Below are 17,981 nucleotides of genomic sequence, written 5' to 3'. Positions count from 1 at the left end.
ATTATTTAGCCAATTGTTCTAGTAAATTAATGAGCATATGTTCAGACACTGGTCCTGATATCTTTTTATCAATATAACCTTCTTCATCTAGAACAAACGTTGTTGGAATTGTAATTATTCCATATTGAGATGCTACATCTCCTTTTTCGTCTAACAAAACAGGGAAAGTTAAATTATACTCTGAGTTAAACTGTTGAATCTTTTTTATACCATTATCTTGTGAAGTTAAATTTACAGCTAAAACAATAGCATTTTGTTCCTCAGCATACTCTTCAAAATATGTTTGCATATGTGGCATTTCAGCTTTACAAGGCGGACACCACGTCGCCCAAAAATTTAAAATGACACGTTTTCCTTTATAGTCCGCTAGGGATAATTCTTTACCCGATAGGGAGGTGAGTGTAAAATTAGGTGCTTTTTCTTTACCCTCACTACTTACCACTTCAATCTCTTGATTTATCTGCTCCTGCTTTACAACCGCCTCATCGATTGTCCATAAAATCGCCCCAAATAGTAATGCAAGGATACTTAGGCTTATTCCCTTCTTATTAATCAATACCCCTTCATTGCTTGCTTTTAAAAATAAAAATAATCCCAACATACTCGCAGTGATCATAGATGTACTTAACAAAGTACCTTGAAGTATCAAATGTAAAGCTCCAAACACGAATAAAAACGGTAAACACCAATTGATAGATGCGGCATAATTCATTAATAACCAACCTAAGAACACTGCAACACCTAGTGTCAGTAGCACTTTATATAAGGAAGATTGATTAAAGAAAACAACCAACACTGCGTAACTACTATAAAAGCTCATAAAGGCAAAATGCATCGAGTCATTTAATAATACCTTTTGTCTTAACTGCCGATAAAGTATATATAGAATGACCGAAACTACCCCGATATACACTCCCGTTTGTTCACCGGAAAAATATAAGAGCATCCACGGATGCTTGATGACGTTGGAGAAATCGGTGAAAAGTACGCTAAATTTCCATACGAATAAAAAGACAAAAAGGATATCACCAAATTGACTTGAAGTCTCTTTTCCAAATTTAACATATAAGATGAACCCCGTTAGAACTGCTGCTAAGATAAAAGCGATCCACGTAGAGGGAACCGTCAATGAAAAAATTTTATACCATTCCGCTGCAACCAAATGTACCCTCCTCCCCTTGAGTGAACTTCCTTCTATACAAAAATAAGCAACTTAAAGCATTTTCTACTTCAAGTTGCCTCTAATTTTACAGGATATCTAACCAAATTTTAATTGCCGTTCCTAAAATAAGCAACGCTAATATAAATTGTAGTATTTTTGTATTCATACGTTTACCCATTCTTGCTCCAAGTGGTGCTGCTATTAGACTCGCGACAATCATAATGGCAGCTGGATAATAATCTACTTGACCCGTCGATACCTTTCCGATTGTAGCACCAATTGATGAGATAAAAGTAATTGCTAAACTTGTTGCAATTGTCATCCGTGTTGGAATTCGTAAAACTACAAGCATAATTGGAACTAATAAGAAACCACCTGCTGCACCCACTATCCCTGAACCAGTACCTACAATAAATGCGAGGATAGCAGCTATCGGTTTATTAAACGTAACTTGATCAAGTGGAATATCATCCAACTGCTTTTTAGGCACGAACATCATAATAGCTGCAATTAGTGCAAGCACACCATAAACGATATTTACGCCATCCTCTGACAAAGCTTGAGATCCAAAACTTCCGACAAAGCTACCTATTAATATTGCTCCACCCATATAAATAATAAGCGACTTATTTAAATACCCACCGTTACGATATGCCCATACCCCTGCAATCGATGCAAACAGTACTTGAACCGCACTAATACCTGACACCTCATGAGCCGTAAAAGCAGTAAACCCTAACATCGTTGGTATATATAAAAGCATTGGGTATTTAATAATAGAGCCACCTATTCCGAGCATTCCTGAAACATACGATCCAACAAAGCCTATTAAAAAAATTGTTATAATCCATGCTATATCCATTGAGCTATCTCCTATCTAAAAAAAGGGAACCACTATCCTTGGCCCCCTCTATTGTCTTATGCTTTTTGTATCCAGAATGTTGAAATGCCATCTTCTTCTGTATGTTCTAAAATTGTGTGACCACCTGCAGCAGCCCAAGCTGGAATGTCAGCTAAAGCTCCTTTATCTGTTACATGCACCTCTAATACTTGTCCTGACTCCATTGTATCTACCGCCTTTTTCGTACGAACGATCGGCATTGGACATGCTAACCCTTTTGCATCTAATACTTTAGTTGAATTCATTTTATTTCTCCTTTAATTGTTCATTTTTATTAGTTGTAAATTTTTTTCTTCCTTAACGCACGGCACAACGGTTTGGACCGATTTCCATTTCTGTTTGCTCTTCAGCAGTAGGAGTAACTTTCCCCATATTCACTTGACGAATTTCTTGATAAGCATTTGGTTGTGGCGGTAGATTATCCGTCACCATACTACGGAATTTTGCTTCGTCTTCTATATTTAAGCCATGATTTTCTGCGAACAAATCACCTAAACGCTTGGAAACTGTACCATCTTCATTTAATTCATCGATAATCATAAAATGTGCAGGTAAAACAATTAACTCATTGGAAAGCGCACGGTAACGTGAATATAATGTTTCCCGAAGATCTCCAACCCAATCCTCTGCAAGACCTGCTAAATCTGGGCGTCCAATAGAATCGATAAACAAGATATCCCCTGTTAATAAAAACGTATTATCTACTATAAAAGAAGTGGAGCCAATTGTATGACCTGGTGAGTATAATGCTTGAATTGCAATCGTCGTGTTCCCAATCTTCACTTCCATACCATCAACTAAGGGAGTGTAATCAAATACAACTTCCTCTGCATCTTTTGGAGGCAAGAAGTAAGTCGCACCAGTTTCCGCAGCAATCGTACGTCCACCTGAAATATGATCAGCATGTAAATGCGTATCAAATATATTCGTAATTTTTGCTTGTTTACTTGCAGCAAAGTTGGTAAATACATCTGCCATACGTGTAGCATCAATAATTGCTGCTTCCCCATTGGAAATAACCATATAAGAAAGGCAACCTTTACCGAGACGAACAAATTGATATAATTCTCCACCGTTTTCCAGATCACTTACTTTCAGTGGTTCTAGATACTCACTCCATGATTTCATACCCCCTTGAAGATATGCTGCATCACGACCTTCATCCGAAAGCATTTCTGCTACCATGATAGATGATCCCTCCTTCGCACAAACAACTAATACATCTTTCTCTGTTGGAATTTGAGTTAGGATTTCTTCTACTCCATCTAACAGCTCAAAATACGGAATATTTAAATACTCAAATTTATGGCCATCTATTTTCCAATCTGCAAACGCATCTGCATTACGTACATCTAAAATAAATAATTCTTCATTTTTAATTACTTTTTGTGCAACTTTTTCTGCTGTCCATGTAATTACTGACATGTCGATTTACCCCCATAGGTATTATTTTTTCGAAATTTTTTTAGGAGATATTACCCCTCACCTCATTAAAACGTTAATGTTGGTGATGCATCTTTTGCAAACTCTAAGAACGTTACTGCTCCGCCAACTTCAATTCCATCTATGAAATCTTCCTTCGTTAACCCCATTACATCCATCGTCATCTGACAACCGATAAATTTCACACCTAGTTCTTGTGCCATTTCTACTAATTGCGGAATACTTGGAACATTAGCTTTTGCAAACCCTTCAGCAATCGCCTCGCGTCCTTCTGGCATCGGAAGATCTTGCATACCTTGTTTGTGAATTAAGTTTAATCCTTCGAATGTGAAGAAGATTGTCACTTCTTTTTCAGTTGCTGCTGCTGCTGTTGCTATATTAAATACTTTATAAGCGTCGAAAAGACCACCATTACTTGCGATAATCGCTACTTTGTTTGTCATTATTAATTCCTCCAAATTTAGATAGTTTTATTTATGTTGCCTGTCCACTCTGTCATACCCGGTATTACGTTCCACACATTTATAAAGCCATTGTTTGCTAATTTTTGTGCAGCAAAATCGCTTCGCTTACCAGTACGACAAATCACATAGATAGCCTGATCTTTTCCTAATTCATTGATTCTGGCTTCTAAATCACCCATCGGAATGGATATAGCTCCTTCTATATGACCAAATGCATACTCCGCTTCTTCACGTACATCTATAAGTACACCACCTTCAGCAACTTTTTCTATAAGATCCTCTATTGGAAGAATTTGTTTATGCTGTTTTTCTACGACTGTGTCATTTAAGCATTTGCGAATATAATGCTTCAGTAAGTCACCTTCTTCAGTAGTCCCAATATATTGGTGACCAACAGACTCTGACCATGCAGCGATATCTGCCTTTGATCCTTTATCCGTCGCAGCAACTTCTAAAATTTGACCATCCACTAAGTTATTCATCGCTTTTTTTGTTTTGACAATCGGCATTGGACAAGCCAAGCCTTTCGCATCTAATTGAACATCTGCTTTTAAACTCATGATTGCTCTCCTTTATACCTACTAGGGTATTATTTTAACGAAAATTTTTTAGAGTACTTCGCCTTCCCAAGCCAACATACCTCCAGTCATATTTGATACATCAAACCCATGACCTTCTAGGAACTGTGTAGCTCGACCACTTCTTCCACCTGAGCGACATACCATAATATATGACTCTGATTTAGATAATTCATTCATACGAAACTCTAATAAACCTAGTGGAATATGAATAATCCCTGGAATCTTACCTTCCGCTACTTCATCTACTTCACGCACATCTATCATGTTAAGAGATTCACCATTTGCTAATTTTTGTTCTAATTCTTTTGTTGTAATTTCTTTCATTTTTAGTATCCTCCTTTTAATTCCATGCACTCATGCCACCACGGACATTCGTTACATGTTCATAACCTAATTTTTTTAGTTGTTTACATGCATTGCTACTGCGCATTCCACTTTGACAAATTACTACGATTTCTTTGTCTTTAGGTAAATTATCAAATTTAGAGCCAAGTGGTATATTTTTAAATGGACGAATGTTCCTTCCTTTAAACTCACCAGGAGTTCTTACATCCACAAACACTTTATTTGGATCATTTAACATAGTTTTAAGCTCTGCAGTTGAAATTGTTTTAACACCTTTGGACGGCATTATCTTCCAAACAAAGAAAACTACTACTATTACGATAAAAATCCATTCCATCTTAACCATCTCCTTAAATAAATAAATTCACATGACCATCTTCGGCATCTGCTAAATATGCAGCTACTCCAGCATAGTGAACACCATCTAATAATTCTTCTTGTTGAAGACCTAGTAAATCCATTGTCATCGTACATGAAACTAGCTTAATATCTTGTTCCTGTGCCATTTCGATTAATTGCGTCAAAGTAAGCGCATTATGTTTTTGCATAACATGCTTGATCATCTTCGGTCCCACACCTGCCATTTGCATCTTAGATAAACCAAGTTGCTCTGCACCCCGAGGCATCATTTTTCCAAACATCTTCTCTAAAAATCCTTTTTTCACTTCTATCAGTTGTTGTTTACGAAGAGCATTAATTCCCCAAAACGTGTGAAAAATTGTTACCTCATGATCATAAGCTGCAGCACCGTTTGCAATGATATAAGCAGCCATCGCCTTATCGTAATCACCACTGAATAAAACGATTGTCGTTCTTTTCTTATTCATTATAAGCTCCTTCATACCACTATGGGTATTATTTTATTTAAATAAAAAAGCCTTTTTATCGGCTCTTTACAACTAAGTTCATAGCTTCTTGAATAACGGAATTCATTTTTTCTTTATTACCTTCCGCTTCTTGCACACATTCCAAGAGATTGTTACTTACAATCACGCCAATCGTACGATCAGCTGCTGAACGAACCGCTGACAGTTGAGTAACAACTTCTTTGCAGTCTTTCCCTTCCTCCATCATACGCAAAATCCCTCTAAGTTGACCTTCCATACGTTTTATACGGTTTATCGTTTTTACATCATATGCCATCGAATATACCTCCTTCCAAAAGGTTGTCGACTTAATCATTACTTATAACCGTATAATATACCCCATTAGGTATAATGTCAACAGATAAATTGGAGGATTGTTTTATTAGTCTTTGTCTTCTACCTAAAAACTCTCTTAGGAATTACTATACACAATAGACTTATATCATACTGAAACCAGTTGTTATATAAGCATTTTTGTTGTAGGATTAATTGCTTGCACTTGATATATTAGAAAATTATTTGCAACCTTGCTTATTCTAATAATAAGTGTGCTACATAGATTAGAAAGTTCGGTGGAATAATTGAATACAAAAGCTTTATTATTGGCATTAATCACGGTGATAATTTGGGGATCATCTTTTGCAGCTATCAGTTCTAGCTTACGGGGAGATTACTCACCAGGTCATTTAGTTTTATTTCGTTTTATTATTGCTTCTCTCTTATTTGCTCTTATCGCTATGTGGCCTGGTGTTAAGTTTCAATTACCTAAAAAAGAGGATATCTTAAGTATCTTACTTCTAGGATGGATTGGAATTAGCGTCTATCATATATGCGTAACTTTTGGTCAAATGTCTATATCAGCCGGGACAGCAGGTATGCTGATAGGTTCCGCGCCTATTATTACAACCATTATGGCTGTTTTTATATTGAAGGAGCATCTCGGAACAATAGGTTGGCTTGGATTGGGCTTTGGCTTTATCGGTATCATCCTGATTGCATTAGGCACTGGAGATTCGTCCTTTCATATTTCTCCAGGAGTATTTTTAGTATTACTAGCAGCAGTTGCGACATCTATCTTTTTCGTTTATCAAAAGCCTTATATAAAAAATACAACGCAATCGAATTAACCGCTTACTTTACTTGGGCCGGCACTTTGCCGTTTCTATTTTTCGCTCCTGGTCTTCTTCAGGACATTCAAGGTGCAACACTCGAAGCTAATTTATCAGCCATTTATATTGGAATTTTCCCTACAGCGGTTGCATATCTTACATGGGCAATCGCACTTTCGCAAAGTAACGCTAGTTCAGTTTCAAACACGCTTTATGCTGAACCAGTCGTTGCTATACTTATCACTTGGTTTTGGCTACACGAGCTACCGACATCTCTCTCCGTAACAGGTGGATTCGTTGCAATCTCCAGTTTACTTTTTGTAAACTTGTATGGGAAAAAGCAGCGAGTATTAATGAAGAAAAATAGATGGATGAAACCTAATCATACTAATTAAGGTACTGGGTGGAAACAGTAAATAACTGTTTTAACCCAGTACCTTTTTGCTTTTATCAATTCTGTGGTATTCAGATATTTGAATCACCCGAACATCTTGGGTGTTCAGTTCGTGATAGATATCTCTGCTATCTCGAAATGAAATATATTGATCCCGCTCACTTTGAATCAGCTCTTCAGCCTTTTCTTGAGATTCCATATAGATGAATCGTCTAATGTAATAGTTTTCATCAAAGAAGTAGGTTACTTTAAATTCTTTCACTACTTTTTTCTCCTAACATATTGTAATTTTCATTAGGATATCCAAATCACGGTGTTTTAAGCGAGTGACTGGCCAGTAGAAATAAGTTGTTCATAACACACAGAGTTTTAGTGAATCCTATTTTCCGTATTGGGATCGAAGAAATGCGCTTTTTCCATATCGAATGCTAAAGATATTGTATCTAATGGTTGAATAGTAGAGTTTGAATCGATTCGAGCAATAAAGTCAGACTCATTTAGGGTAGAATAAAGATATGTTTCGGCTCCCATTAACTCTGCAACATCAATTGTTGCTTGAAAAGTTGAATGGACACGTGACTCTATATCTTTAGCATCTGTATAGATGTCCTCCGGTCTTACACCTAAAATAAGTTCTTCTCCCAAATACCCTTTTTCCTGTAGAAGTTTACGTTTACCTTCCGGAATATGCACTGTTATTTCACCGATCATAAAGCCTTCTGTAGTCATTGTGCCTTTAAAGAAATTCATCGCCGGTGATCCTATAAAGCCTCCAACAAATAAATTGATAGGTAAATCATAGACATCCTTTGGGGTTCCTACTTGTTGAATAACTCCATCCTTCATCACTACGAGTCTGGTTGCCATCGTCATCGCTTCTGTCTGATCATGCGTGACATAAATTGTTGTTGTCTGTAATCGGCGATGCAATTTTTGTATTTCCGTACGCATTTGAACGCGTAATTTTGCATCTAAGTTCGATAATGGCTCATCCATCAAGAATATTTTTGCATCTCGTACAATAGCTCGACCAAGCGCAACACGTTGTCGTTGCCCACCTGATAACGCTTTCGGCTTACGTTTTAAGTAATCTTCTAAACCAAGTATTTTTGCGGCCTGTTGCACTTGTTCATCAATCTTATTTTTTGGTACTTTCCGAAGTTTTAAGCTAAAAGCCATATTTTCATAGACCGTCATATGTGGATATAGCGCATAGTTTTGAAAAACCATAGCAATATCACGATTTTTAGGAGCGACTTCATTCATTCGTTTTCCATCGATTTCAAAATCACCTGCAGATATATCCTCTAAACCTGCAATCATTCGTAATGTAGTGGATTTACCACACCCTGATGGACCTACAAATACAATGAATTCTTTATCTTGAATATGAAGATTAAAGTCTTTAACAGCTAATACACCTTTATCATATTCCTTTGTTAGATTCACTAATTTTAATTCCGCCATACGACTTCTCCTCCCAAACTGTTATTAACTATTCATTTTCCATAAATTATTGTTACGTTTGGATGTTCCTTTAAACAACTTGCAGGAAAATCTTCTGACATACCATCTTGCTGTATTCGTTTAATTGACGCCATTTTATGTTCTCCAAAAGCAAGTAACACAATTTGTTTTGCTTGCATGATAGTTTCAATTCCCATCGTGATTGCGTATCTAGGTACTTCTTGTTTTGTATGAAAGTATTTCGAGTTCTCTATTCTTGTCTCTTCTGCCAATGTCACGATATGTGTTGCTGAATGGAATGAAGTACCTGGTTCATTGAAGCCTATATGGCCATTTACACCAATTCCAAGCAACTGTAAATCAATACCACCATATTGCTGAATTAATTGTTCATAATGAGCGCATTCCGCCAGTAAATCCTCCGCTAAACCATTCGGTAAATGGATGTTGTCTGGGGAGATATCAATTTGGCTGAACAAATTCTCTTCCATGTAGTTGTGATAACTAGTCGACTCATTAGACGCTAGCCCAACATACTCATCTAAATTGAACGTTTTAACTTCGGAAAAAGAAAAGTAGCCTTGCTTATATTTCCTTACTAGTTCTTCATAAAATCCAAGTGGAGTTCCACCTGTTGCTAAACCTAAGACACTATCAGGTTTCCGAAGTAGTTGCTGTTCAAATAGCGATGCAGCTTGCCGGCTCATTTCTTGGTAGTCATTCACTTCAATCCAACGTATTTGCTTTGAATTAATCATCAGAATACCTCAACCTACCTTTACAAAAAGTGTAACGTACATCGAATTCATGATTGAGTAAAACAATATCTGCGTCTTTTCCAACTGTTATACTTCCTTTTCTATCGTAAACACCAAGTCTTTTCGCAGCATTCTTCGATGTCATTTTTACTAGATCTTCTACCGTAGATTCGGATAGATTTCGTATTTTTTTAAAAGCATCAATCATTTTCAACAAACTCCCTGCTAGTGCTCCATTCTCTAAAGTTGCTTTAGAACCAACTACCTGTACATTTTGATCTGCTAATGTGTAGTTTCCATCTGGTAATCCCTTTGCACGCATCGAATCCGTAATAAGTATTAATCGCTCTGGACCGATCACTTTCACGATTAGCTTTAACATATCATCGGATAAATGAATTCCATCAGCAATAACCTCGCAAAAAAGCTGATCGTTCATTAAACCTGCTCCTACCACTCCTATTTCCCTGTGGTGTAAACCACTCATAGCATTTGTAAAATGGGTTAAATGCGATAATCCATGTTGAACAGCTTGTTCAATATCTGCATATGTTCCTTTTGTATGACCAGCTGATGAAATCACACTGTTCTTCTGAAGGAATTGAATCATTTCAAAGTTTGTATCAAGCTCAGGCGCTAACGTGACTATTTTTAGATGGGTCAATTGATCGCCGAACCACTCTTTTATTAACTTAACGGAAGGTTCACGAATATGTTCTAATGGCTGGGCTCCTGCTTGTTCTGCATGAATAAAAGGACCTTCTAAGTGAATACCTAACATTTCAGCACCTTCATAATTCATCGAATCAGACATAAATCTGGAATTCACTTTTACTGATTTCTGAATCCGCTGAGGAGAATGAGTAAGAGTTGTTGCTAAAAAAGATGTTGTCCCCTCTTGAGGTAAATATGCCGCAATTCTCATGGTTGCTTCTTCTTCGCCATCCATAAAATCAGCACCAACTGCCCCATGAATATGAATGTCGATAAAACCTGGAAGCGCTAAACACCCTTGACCATCCAATCTACTTCCCGTATGGTTTTGTATTGGCTCATCAGATATTCGAGCAATCCTACCATTTTGAATGAAGATTTCTCCAAGTATTATTTGTCCATCTTCTAGACAAATTTGGATATTGTGTATGAGATAGTCATCCATTAAGTACACCTTCTTATTTTTAGGTCGTTATTTTTGCTTCCTGCGAAAGGTTTGATTTTGGATATCTTCTATCGCTTCTCGTGTGGCATCTAAATAAGTAATGGTAGTATCAAATTGCTTCGAAGCAACGGACATAAAAAGAATATCCATGACATGGAGTTGCGCTAACCGTGAAGACGTTGCAGCACTTCGAAAATTAGCCTCTCTTGTTGGAGAGGTATAGAGCTGAATAGCTGAAATTTGAGAGATAGGAGACTGACCATATTTCGTCAAACTAATGGTGGTAGCTCCTTTTTCATTTGCTAGTTCGAGAATTTTCTCTACCTCAAATGTATTACCAGTAAATGAAATACCAAATACTACATCTTCTTCACTTGCATTTGCAACAATCGTTGCTCCCATATGTAAATCTGTACTGCTTGTGGAAGCTTTATGAATACGTAGAAATTTTTGCTGAGCATCTATAGCAGCTATTCCAGAAGCCCCTACACCAAAAAAGTGTATGTTTTTCGCCTTCACGATAGCTTCGACAGCTAAATCTAACTGCTGGCTTCCGACTAACTCTGCAGTTTCTAGTAATGTTTGAACTGCTTGTTCTGTTACCTTTTGGATCGTAATGGATACAGGCTCATTTGGTTTAATATCACGGTCTGTCAGTTCGATTTTGCGCCCTAAATCTCCATTAATTCGTAGCTTTAAATCTTGAAAACCTTTTAATTTCAATGATTTACATAATCTTGTTACTGCTGCTCCACTTGTTTGACTCAATTCACCTAGTTCAGATACCGTTAGTCCAACAGTCTTCTCAGGGTTTTCCAGTATATAATCCGCAATTTTTTGTTCGGACGGTGGAAGCAACTTTCTCATTTCCTCTAATAAAACTAACCCACCACTCGATATCCCCATTCAAATCAATCCTTCTACCTATAATTTTGTTCCTATGAGAAATTAATCTCCTTATTCATTTGTCAATTCTTTCACCATAACATGGAATTTCCTAAACGTTTGAAATCCATTTTTTAAATAGAGGTGACCAGCTGCGCTCGTTTCACTAGTCCATAAAAACCAAGCACCTAGAATTGTTTGTTTTCTCATCGTTTGCAATGTTTCATGTAATAGAATTTTTCCTAAACCCTTACCTTGCTCACTTTCATCCACGCCAAACGGACCAAACCGTTCTCTAATTCCTTCGTATCCACCGTATAAAACAAAGCCTACTATTTGATGTTGTTTTTTTGCCACTATGATTTGAGATGGATCCAAACTTTGTAATGCACCTTCACGAATCGCCCTTCCCCAATCAGGATTAAAATGGACATTAGCAAATTGAATAAGTTCGTAAAAATCACCATCTTGAACACTAGCAAAGGAATATCCCTCTTTTTCACGCTTCTTTTTTAGTTGTTGAATACTTAAAGGATACTCGTAATCAGTTAATGCCCGATGCATAGCAACAGGAGAATATACTTTTTTAAAGCCTTCTTTTAGTAAAAAAGCATAACCCTTTGGATAATGAGCTTCATCAATACCTGGCAAAAAGTAGTTAGGGGCATAGGAGGAAAAGAAAACTTTTTCTGCTCCTTGTTCTATTAGATATTGGCAAGCTTGCTTCACTAATTGGTGACCAATACCATTTCTTTCATAGCTCCGTTCTACCATAAAAAATGAAATCCATCCTGTATCAGATTCTAAATTAGTTCCTTCCATTGGGAGCTTCCTTGTTATAGCTAATATAGCTCCAACAATTTCTTCTTTATCAACCGCTACAATCAAACCTTTTGGATCAAAGTTTGCATCCAGCAATATTTGCTTACGGAACCTTCTTGCATTTAGTGGGTCACGGTTCAGCACTTCATTCCATAATTCAACGATTCCTACTTCATCTCCATTTTGAAATGTTCGGTACATTGCCATCATCCTTCTTTTAAAGTTGCTAATTTAACAGCTTCCCTTACAAAGCCTTTGGATTTAGAAATCAGATCTGTTGCATGTGATTTATCCACATTAGTTAATATCATGACAACAGCTAACTTTACATCGTATGCGGTCTCTTCCAAAATTTTTTCCGCCTCTTCATAAGGAACATCTGTAATGTCACATACCATCTTTTTAGCACGTTCTCGAAGCTTAAAATTACTTGCATTCAAATCCACCATTAAATTTTTATATACTTTTCCAGTCTTTATCATGGAAGCAGTGGAAATCATGTTTAAGATCATTTTATGAGCAGTTGCTGCACGTAAACGGGTAGAACCAGTAAGAATTTCTGGTCCAGTTACAACCTCTATGTTAATAGTAGCAAATTCACTTATCGCTGAATTTTTGTTACTTGAAAGACTCACGGTCGTTGCTCCACAAGAATTCGCAAAAATTAATGCCCCTTTCACATAAGGAGTTCTGCCACTTGCTGCTATTCCAATAACCACATCATTTGCATTAACATTAAGGTTTTGCAGGTCCTTTCCTCCAAGTAACTCATCATCCTCTGCACCTTCGACTGCAGTAAACATAGCCCTTTCCCCACCTGCTAAAACAGCTTTCACCATTTCTGGTGAAGTACTGAAGGTCGGAGGGCATTCCACTGCATCTAGTACACCTATTCTTCCACTCGTTCCCGCTCCAATATAAATGAGACTTCCACCGTTTTTAAAAGCTTTTACTACTTTTTCAATAGTTTCCTCAATTTGTGGAATGACTATTTGGACTGCTTTCGCAATGGTTTGATCCTCTTCATTCATAAGGTGCAAAATCTCGTTTAAGGACATCTCATCTAAGTGATGTGAATTTGGGTTAAACTCTTCCGTTGTTAGAAGTGATATTTTTTCCATTGTTCTGCCTTCCTATCTATATCGTAAGTATGGTCGTCTATTTTCCTTAAATTTTTCACTATCTATTTGACATGCAGCTAAATAATCATTGGTTCGATTTTCTAACAGTGCTTTTCGTAAACAATCGCTTCCTGCCAACAAATCAAACATTGGATGCTTTAAATTGCCGTACTCAAGAAATTTTAATTCTTTTGGATACATTTTATAAATTATTTCCAACACGTGGACCAAAGTGTATATGGGTTTAAACAATTCTCGATTTGTGATATGAAGCTGAATCCCTTCACAGTTTTCTCCTACATACTTTTGGTATGTTGGTCGGAATAATATTGCCCTGGCATGGACCCCTTCAAGCCCAACAGCATTGACTTCATCTTGAAATTTTACTCCGTTTATAAAAGGTGCCCCCACAATCTCAAATGGTTGGGTAGTACCACGACCTTCAGATAAATTAGTTCCTTCTATTAAACAAGTTCCAGGATACAATAACATCATATCTAAATTCGTTGTATTCGGAGAAGGTGGTATCCACGGTAACTGTGTTTCCGTAAAATAACAATCTCTTTCCCAGCCTTCCATTTCAATTACAGTCAAATCACAATGTATCGAAAACTCTTCATTGAAATACGTTGCCAACTCTCCTACAGTCATGCCATGACGATTTGGTATTGGATACAGCCCAACAAATGATGTGAAATCATCATCCATTAAATTACCTTCTACCTCACATCCACCTATCGGATTTGGTCGATCTAATACGATGATTTTCTTACCTGTACTTGCACACGCCTGCATCATATAAGCAAGCGTGTAAATATAGGTATAATATCTTGAGCCAATGTCTTGGATATCGAAAACAATTACATCTACTCGATTCATCATAGGAATCGTTGGTTTTTTAGATTCTCCATATAAACTGAACACCGGAACCCCTGTCTCTTCATGCACCATGTCAGAAAACCTTTCACCTTCTTTTGCTGCTGTTTTCAAACCATGCTCTGGAGCAAAAAGTGCAGTTAAATGAATATCCGGATGTTGATGAAATAAACGGACGGTAGATACCAACTTTTCATTTGCACCAGTTTGATTGGTCAATAATCCAACTCTTTTTCCTTTTAATAAAGAAACGTGATGTTCCATAAAAATATCTACACCGAGCTTTACGTATCGTTTCATTATTCTTTTACTCCACCTAACGTTAACCCCTTAACGAAATAACGTTGGAATAATATAAACACAATAATCATTGGAATAGCAGCAATGGCTGCGCCACTCATCAGTAACTTAAAGCTAGCCAAGTTAGCATCTTGTAAAGTTTTTAAACCAACAGGCAGTGTATACAATTCAGCACTGTTCAAGACGATAATTGGCCACAAGAATGAGTTCCAAACATTCATGAAGGTAAAAATACCAAGTGCAGCAAGTCCAGGCTTTGCGAGTGGTAGAACCACTGTCCAGAATGTTCGCCATTCACTTGCACCATCCATTCTTGCCGCTTCTAGTAGTTCATCCGGAATGGAGTACATAAATTGCCTCATTAGGAATACACCGAATACCATTGATAAATCAGGCAGGATTAACGCCCAATGTGTATCCATCAATTCAAAGTTACGAATCATCATGAAGAGCGGAACAAGTGTCACTTGTCCGGGAATCATCATCGTTGAGATAATGGTCCAAAAAATTAAATTTCGACCTGGGAATTTCTTTTTTGCTAATACGTAGCCAGCCATAGAATCTATTAATAATATTCCAGCCGTTACAACTACAGAGATATATAAACTATTGAAAAACCATTTTCCAACATCATGTTTTTGAAATAAATTCTTGAAACTAGAAAATGTATTATCTACAATATGATCCATCATCTCGCGATGGTATTTCTCTTCCTCAGCATTACCTGCTTTTTTGGCATCTCTTTCTCCAGACCAATGTTCAAAATACAAAGGAATTCCCATTGGATACATTTTGGGTGGATTAGCATCTACATAAGATACAGGTCGTTCCATGTCTTTTGATTGATAACTGCTTAACTGTAGCGAAGTGGAGAATACCCAGTAAAGCGGGAGTAATGAAACAACAGCAAATATCGTTAGTAATACATAAATAATTAGTTTATTAAATCGATCATACGGTTTTTTCTTCATAGTCAATCCCCCAATCACTCATCATGACGAAGTACCCGGAACTGGATAATCGAGAAGATAAGGATGATAACAAACAATACAACAGACTGAGCCGCAGCCAAACCAAACTCAAAATCGCGGAAACCTGTCTTATAAATAAGGTGAACTAATGTTTCCGTGGCACTACCCGGTCCTCCACCAGTCATCATAATAATTTGAGTAAATACTTGAAACGAACCAATTGTACTCAATAACACGAGATACAACGTTGTAGGTTTTAATAAGGGAATTGTAATATGAAGCCATTGTTTAAAACTACTTGCTCCATCTATTTTTGCTGCTTCATAAAGCGAATGTGAAATAGATCCCATGGAAGCTAAATACATAATAATCCCAACACCAAATGGGATTAAACATTGCATAATGATTAATGCCCATAATGCACTGGATGATTGCCCTAACCAGTTAATTTGGTCGATCCCAAACCATCCTAATACATAATTGAATAACCCAAATTCATAGTTATACATCCAGCGCCAAACCATCGCAATTATGACCATTGAAGTCACTGAAGGTAAATAAAAAGCAGAACGGAATAAGCTTTGAGATAGCTTCCCTAGTCCAAAAATCATCGATGAAATAACAAGCGCACTAATTACTCCGAAAGGGACTGTGACCACAGTGAAGAGCAAAGTGTTTTTCAGTGCAATACGGAAGGCTTCACTCTCAAAGACTTTTATGTAATTATCAAATCCTGCAAATTCACTGCCAAATACTTTGTATTCTTGAAATGAAAGGACAAAAGCCCACACTACTGGAATGGCTACAAACAGAGTAAATAATAGCAATTTCGGCAATAAAAATAAGTAGGCACTATAATTCTTTTTTATTTGAAGAAGAACGGAATAATTTGCTTTTTTCATCACATTTACATGTTCAGTTTCTTTTTTTGATGCTACGTCAATTGGTTGTTGAGTCAAAATCGGGACACCTCCTAAAATTGAAGCAGGCTTGCGTGATGCAGAGCCTGCTTAACTTAATTATTTTAGTAATTCGTCTACGGCTTTCTTCGCATCTGCCATTGCATCTTTAGCTGTTTTTTCCCCATTAAAAACTAACTGAAGTTGTGTTTGAATTGCTTCGTCAATTTTTCTCCATTCAGGATGACGAGGAAGCATCACAACTTGTTCAGACATCTCCATTGCACGAGTCATTTCTGGATTATCTTTAAAAGGATCCATTTCTGCTGCACTAATTCGTGCTGGGAAAATACCATAGTTTTGTGCCATGTGATATTGTTCTTTATCTGTTGAAATAAACTTCATGAAATCAGCAGCTGCTGCTTTTTTGTTTGCATCTTTATCTTGATGGAACATTACCCATCCACCAACACCACCGATTGTTACAGCCTTATCTGAATCTCCTGTTGGATAATTAGCTACCGCAAAGTTTGTCGGGTACTTACCTTGCGCAGCACCAATTGCCCATGTTGCCCATGGTTGCATTGCTACTGTACGCTGTTCTTCATTCGCCCATGCTTGGAATGTTCCTCCAACATCAATTCCTCCATGCGTTTCAGGCGCTACTTTTTCTGTTAATTTTAAATCGGCTAAATCTTGAATTGCTTGCACTACTTCTGGAGTGTCAAATGTGAATTCCGTCATATCTTCATTTAGTGGTGAACCACCGTTTTTATAGAAAAATGGCCAAGCTTCATAATATCCAGGCATTATATAAGTCGAAAAACCATGTACGTCTATTTTGCCATCTCCATCGCGATCAAATGTAAGCTTTTTCGCTGCATCTAAAAACTCATCATACGTCCATTCTCCACCTTCAGGAGGGGTAACACCTGCTTCTTCGAATAAATCTAGGTTAAGAAGCATTGAGTGTAGCGTAATAGAATTAGGAATTCCGTACATTTTGCCATCATATGTGTATGCGTCTAAAGCATTTTCGTAAAAGTCTGCTTTTGCATCTTTATCAAAAAAATCATCTAAAGGCTCAATTACTCCTTGTTCAATATGATCGATGCTTACTGCACTTCCACTGATATCAACTGGTGCAATGTCTGGCCATGATTTACCTGCAATCGCCACTCCAAGCTTGTCACCCATTTCAGCCCATGGCACTTGAACTAATTCAATCTCTACCCCTTCGTGTGCTTCTTCATATTCTTTAATCTTCGCTTCTAACCAATGGAATTTATTGTCATCTTTATCTGGCCATCTCGGACCATCCCAAATGGTTATTTTACCTTTAAATTCATCTGCAGATCCCACTTCATCACCATTACACGCCGCTAAAACAGAAGCTGCTAGTCCAAGTGAAGCAAGTGAAAGCATCGACTTTTTCCACATTCTCTTCATTCTACATTT

23 protein-coding genes are annotated in these 17,981 nt (G+C 37.2%); 2 read left to right on the top strand and 21 right to left on the bottom strand.

Features of this window, described 5'->3' with window-relative positions:
- Position 1: 1 nt before the first annotated feature.
- The 10 genes from MHB48_RS02035 to MHB48_RS01990 all read right to left on the bottom strand — a co-directional run bounded on the left by MHB48_RS02035 (position 2) and on the right by MHB48_RS01990 (position 6,039).
- The gene (locus tag MHB48_RS02035) at positions 2–1,162 is read right to left on the bottom strand and encodes a redoxin domain-containing protein (protein ID WP_342599919.1); all 1,161 of its coding nucleotides are present in this window, start codon (positions 1,160–1,162) and stop codon (positions 2–4) included.
- 85 nt (positions 1,163–1,247) lie between these two features.
- Complete coding sequence (locus MHB48_RS02030) at positions 1,248–2,024, bottom strand: sulfite exporter TauE/SafE family protein (protein WP_342599918.1); 777 nt, start codon at positions 2,022–2,024, stop codon at positions 1,248–1,250.
- Between the two features lie 56 nt (positions 2,025–2,080).
- On the bottom strand, positions 2,081–2,308 hold the full coding sequence (locus MHB48_RS02025; RefSeq protein ID WP_342599917.1) for a sulfurtransferase TusA family protein: 228 nt from the start codon (positions 2,306–2,308) through the stop codon (positions 2,081–2,083).
- 52 nt (positions 2,309–2,360) lie between these two features.
- Entirely contained in the window at positions 2,361–3,488 is a 1,128-nt protein-coding gene (locus MHB48_RS02020; protein WP_342599916.1) for an MBL fold metallo-hydrolase, read from the bottom strand.
- Positions 3,489–3,553: 65 nt separating this feature from the next.
- Positions 3,554–3,949 carry a DsrE/DsrF/DrsH-like family protein gene (locus tag MHB48_RS02015; RefSeq protein WP_342599915.1) on the bottom strand — a complete coding sequence of 132 codons (396 nt, stop codon included), beginning with the start codon at positions 3,947–3,949 and terminating at the stop codon, positions 3,554–3,556.
- Positions 3,950–3,966: 17 nt separating this feature from the next.
- Positions 3,967–4,530, bottom strand: coding sequence for a sulfurtransferase TusA family protein (locus MHB48_RS02010; protein WP_342599914.1), 564 nt, complete (start codon positions 4,528–4,530; stop codon positions 3,967–3,969).
- 48 nt (positions 4,531–4,578) lie between these two features.
- Positions 4,579–4,875: a rhodanese-like domain-containing protein gene (locus MHB48_RS02005; protein WP_342599913.1), complete on the bottom strand. Its 297-nt coding sequence runs from the start codon at positions 4,873–4,875 to the stop codon at positions 4,579–4,581.
- Between the two features lie 16 nt (positions 4,876–4,891).
- Complete coding sequence (locus tag MHB48_RS02000; protein ID WP_342599912.1) at positions 4,892–5,233, bottom strand: rhodanese-like domain-containing protein; 342 nt, start codon at positions 5,231–5,233, stop codon at positions 4,892–4,894.
- Positions 5,234–5,246: 13 nt separating this feature from the next.
- The gene (locus MHB48_RS01995) at positions 5,247–5,723 is read right to left on the bottom strand and encodes a DsrE/DsrF/DrsH-like family protein (protein ID WP_342599911.1); all 477 of its coding nucleotides are present in this window, start codon (positions 5,721–5,723) and stop codon (positions 5,247–5,249) included.
- A 55-nt stretch (positions 5,724–5,778) separates the two neighbouring features.
- Positions 5,779–6,039, bottom strand: coding sequence for a metal-sensitive transcriptional regulator (locus MHB48_RS01990; protein ID WP_342599910.1), 261 nt, complete (start codon positions 6,037–6,039; stop codon positions 5,779–5,781).
- Between the two features lie 304 nt (positions 6,040–6,343).
- Here MHB48_RS01990 and MHB48_RS01985 point away from each other — a divergent pair, with 304 nt between their 5' ends.
- Positions 6,344–6,889, top strand: a complete 546-nt coding sequence (locus MHB48_RS01985) for a DMT family transporter (RefSeq protein WP_342599909.1) — start codon at positions 6,344–6,346, stop codon at positions 6,887–6,889.
- Positions 6,802–7,266, top strand: coding sequence for a DMT family transporter (locus MHB48_RS01980; RefSeq protein ID WP_342601281.1), 465 nt, complete (start codon positions 6,802–6,804; stop codon positions 7,264–7,266). Before MHB48_RS01985 ends, MHB48_RS01980 begins: the two co-directional genes overlap by 88 nt.
- 30 nt (positions 7,267–7,296) lie before the next feature.
- Here MHB48_RS01980 and MHB48_RS01975 read toward each other — a convergent pair whose 3' ends face one another.
- The 11 genes from MHB48_RS01975 to MHB48_RS01925 form a co-directional block, all read right to left on the bottom strand.
- Positions 7,297–7,527, bottom strand: coding sequence for a hypothetical protein (locus tag MHB48_RS01975; protein ID WP_340917320.1), 231 nt, complete (start codon positions 7,525–7,527; stop codon positions 7,297–7,299).
- 107 nt (positions 7,528–7,634) lie between these two features.
- Complete coding sequence (gene ugpC, locus MHB48_RS01970; protein ID WP_342599908.1) at positions 7,635–8,732, bottom strand: sn-glycerol-3-phosphate ABC transporter ATP-binding protein UgpC; 1,098 nt, start codon at positions 8,730–8,732, stop codon at positions 7,635–7,637.
- 32 nt (positions 8,733–8,764) lie between these two features.
- Positions 8,765–9,472, bottom strand: coding sequence for a glucosamine-6-phosphate deaminase (gene nagB, locus MHB48_RS01965; RefSeq protein WP_342601280.1), 708 nt, complete (start codon positions 9,470–9,472; stop codon positions 8,765–8,767).
- 10 nt (positions 9,473–9,482) lie between these two features.
- Positions 9,483–10,649: an N-acetylglucosamine-6-phosphate deacetylase gene (nagA, locus tag MHB48_RS01960; RefSeq protein ID WP_342599907.1), complete on the bottom strand. Its 1,167-nt coding sequence runs from the start codon at positions 10,647–10,649 to the stop codon at positions 9,483–9,485.
- A gap of 27 nt (positions 10,650–10,676) precedes the next feature.
- Positions 10,677–11,555, bottom strand: a complete 879-nt coding sequence (locus MHB48_RS01955) for a MurR/RpiR family transcriptional regulator (RefSeq protein WP_342599906.1) — start codon at positions 11,553–11,555, stop codon at positions 10,677–10,679.
- Between the two features lie 51 nt (positions 11,556–11,606).
- Positions 11,607–12,557, bottom strand: a complete 951-nt coding sequence (locus MHB48_RS01950) for a GNAT family N-acetyltransferase (RefSeq protein ID WP_342599905.1) — start codon at positions 12,555–12,557, stop codon at positions 11,607–11,609.
- Positions 12,558–12,562: 5 nt separating this feature from the next.
- Positions 12,563–13,477 carry an N-acetylmuramic acid 6-phosphate etherase gene (murQ, locus tag MHB48_RS01945; protein ID WP_342599904.1) on the bottom strand — a complete coding sequence of 305 codons (915 nt, stop codon included), beginning with the start codon at positions 13,475–13,477 and terminating at the stop codon, positions 12,563–12,565.
- Between the two features lie 12 nt (positions 13,478–13,489).
- The gene (locus tag MHB48_RS01940) at positions 13,490–14,653 is read right to left on the bottom strand and encodes a DUF1343 domain-containing protein (protein WP_342599903.1); all 1,164 of its coding nucleotides are present in this window, start codon (positions 14,651–14,653) and stop codon (positions 13,490–13,492) included.
- Positions 14,653–15,624, bottom strand: a complete 972-nt coding sequence (locus MHB48_RS01935; protein WP_342599902.1) for a carbohydrate ABC transporter permease — start codon at positions 15,622–15,624, stop codon at positions 14,653–14,655. Before MHB48_RS01935 ends, MHB48_RS01940 begins: the two co-directional genes overlap by 1 nt.
- A gap of 14 nt (positions 15,625–15,638) precedes the next feature.
- Entirely contained in the window at positions 15,639–16,583 is a 945-nt protein-coding gene (locus MHB48_RS01930; protein WP_342599901.1) for a sugar ABC transporter permease, read from the bottom strand.
- Between the two features lie 60 nt (positions 16,584–16,643).
- Complete coding sequence (locus MHB48_RS01925; RefSeq protein ID WP_342599900.1) at positions 16,644–17,972, bottom strand: sugar ABC transporter substrate-binding protein; 1,329 nt, start codon at positions 17,970–17,972, stop codon at positions 16,644–16,646.
- Between the last annotated feature and the right edge of the window lie 9 nt (positions 17,973–17,981).

Source organism: Psychrobacillus sp. FSL H8-0483 (genome assembly GCF_038637725.1).
In the GTDB taxonomy this organism is placed as follows: Bacteria; Bacillota; Bacilli; order Bacillales_A; family Planococcaceae; genus Psychrobacillus.
Note: the sequence above shows the minus strand (reverse complement) of the source record. Positions and strands in the feature narration are given on the sequence as shown.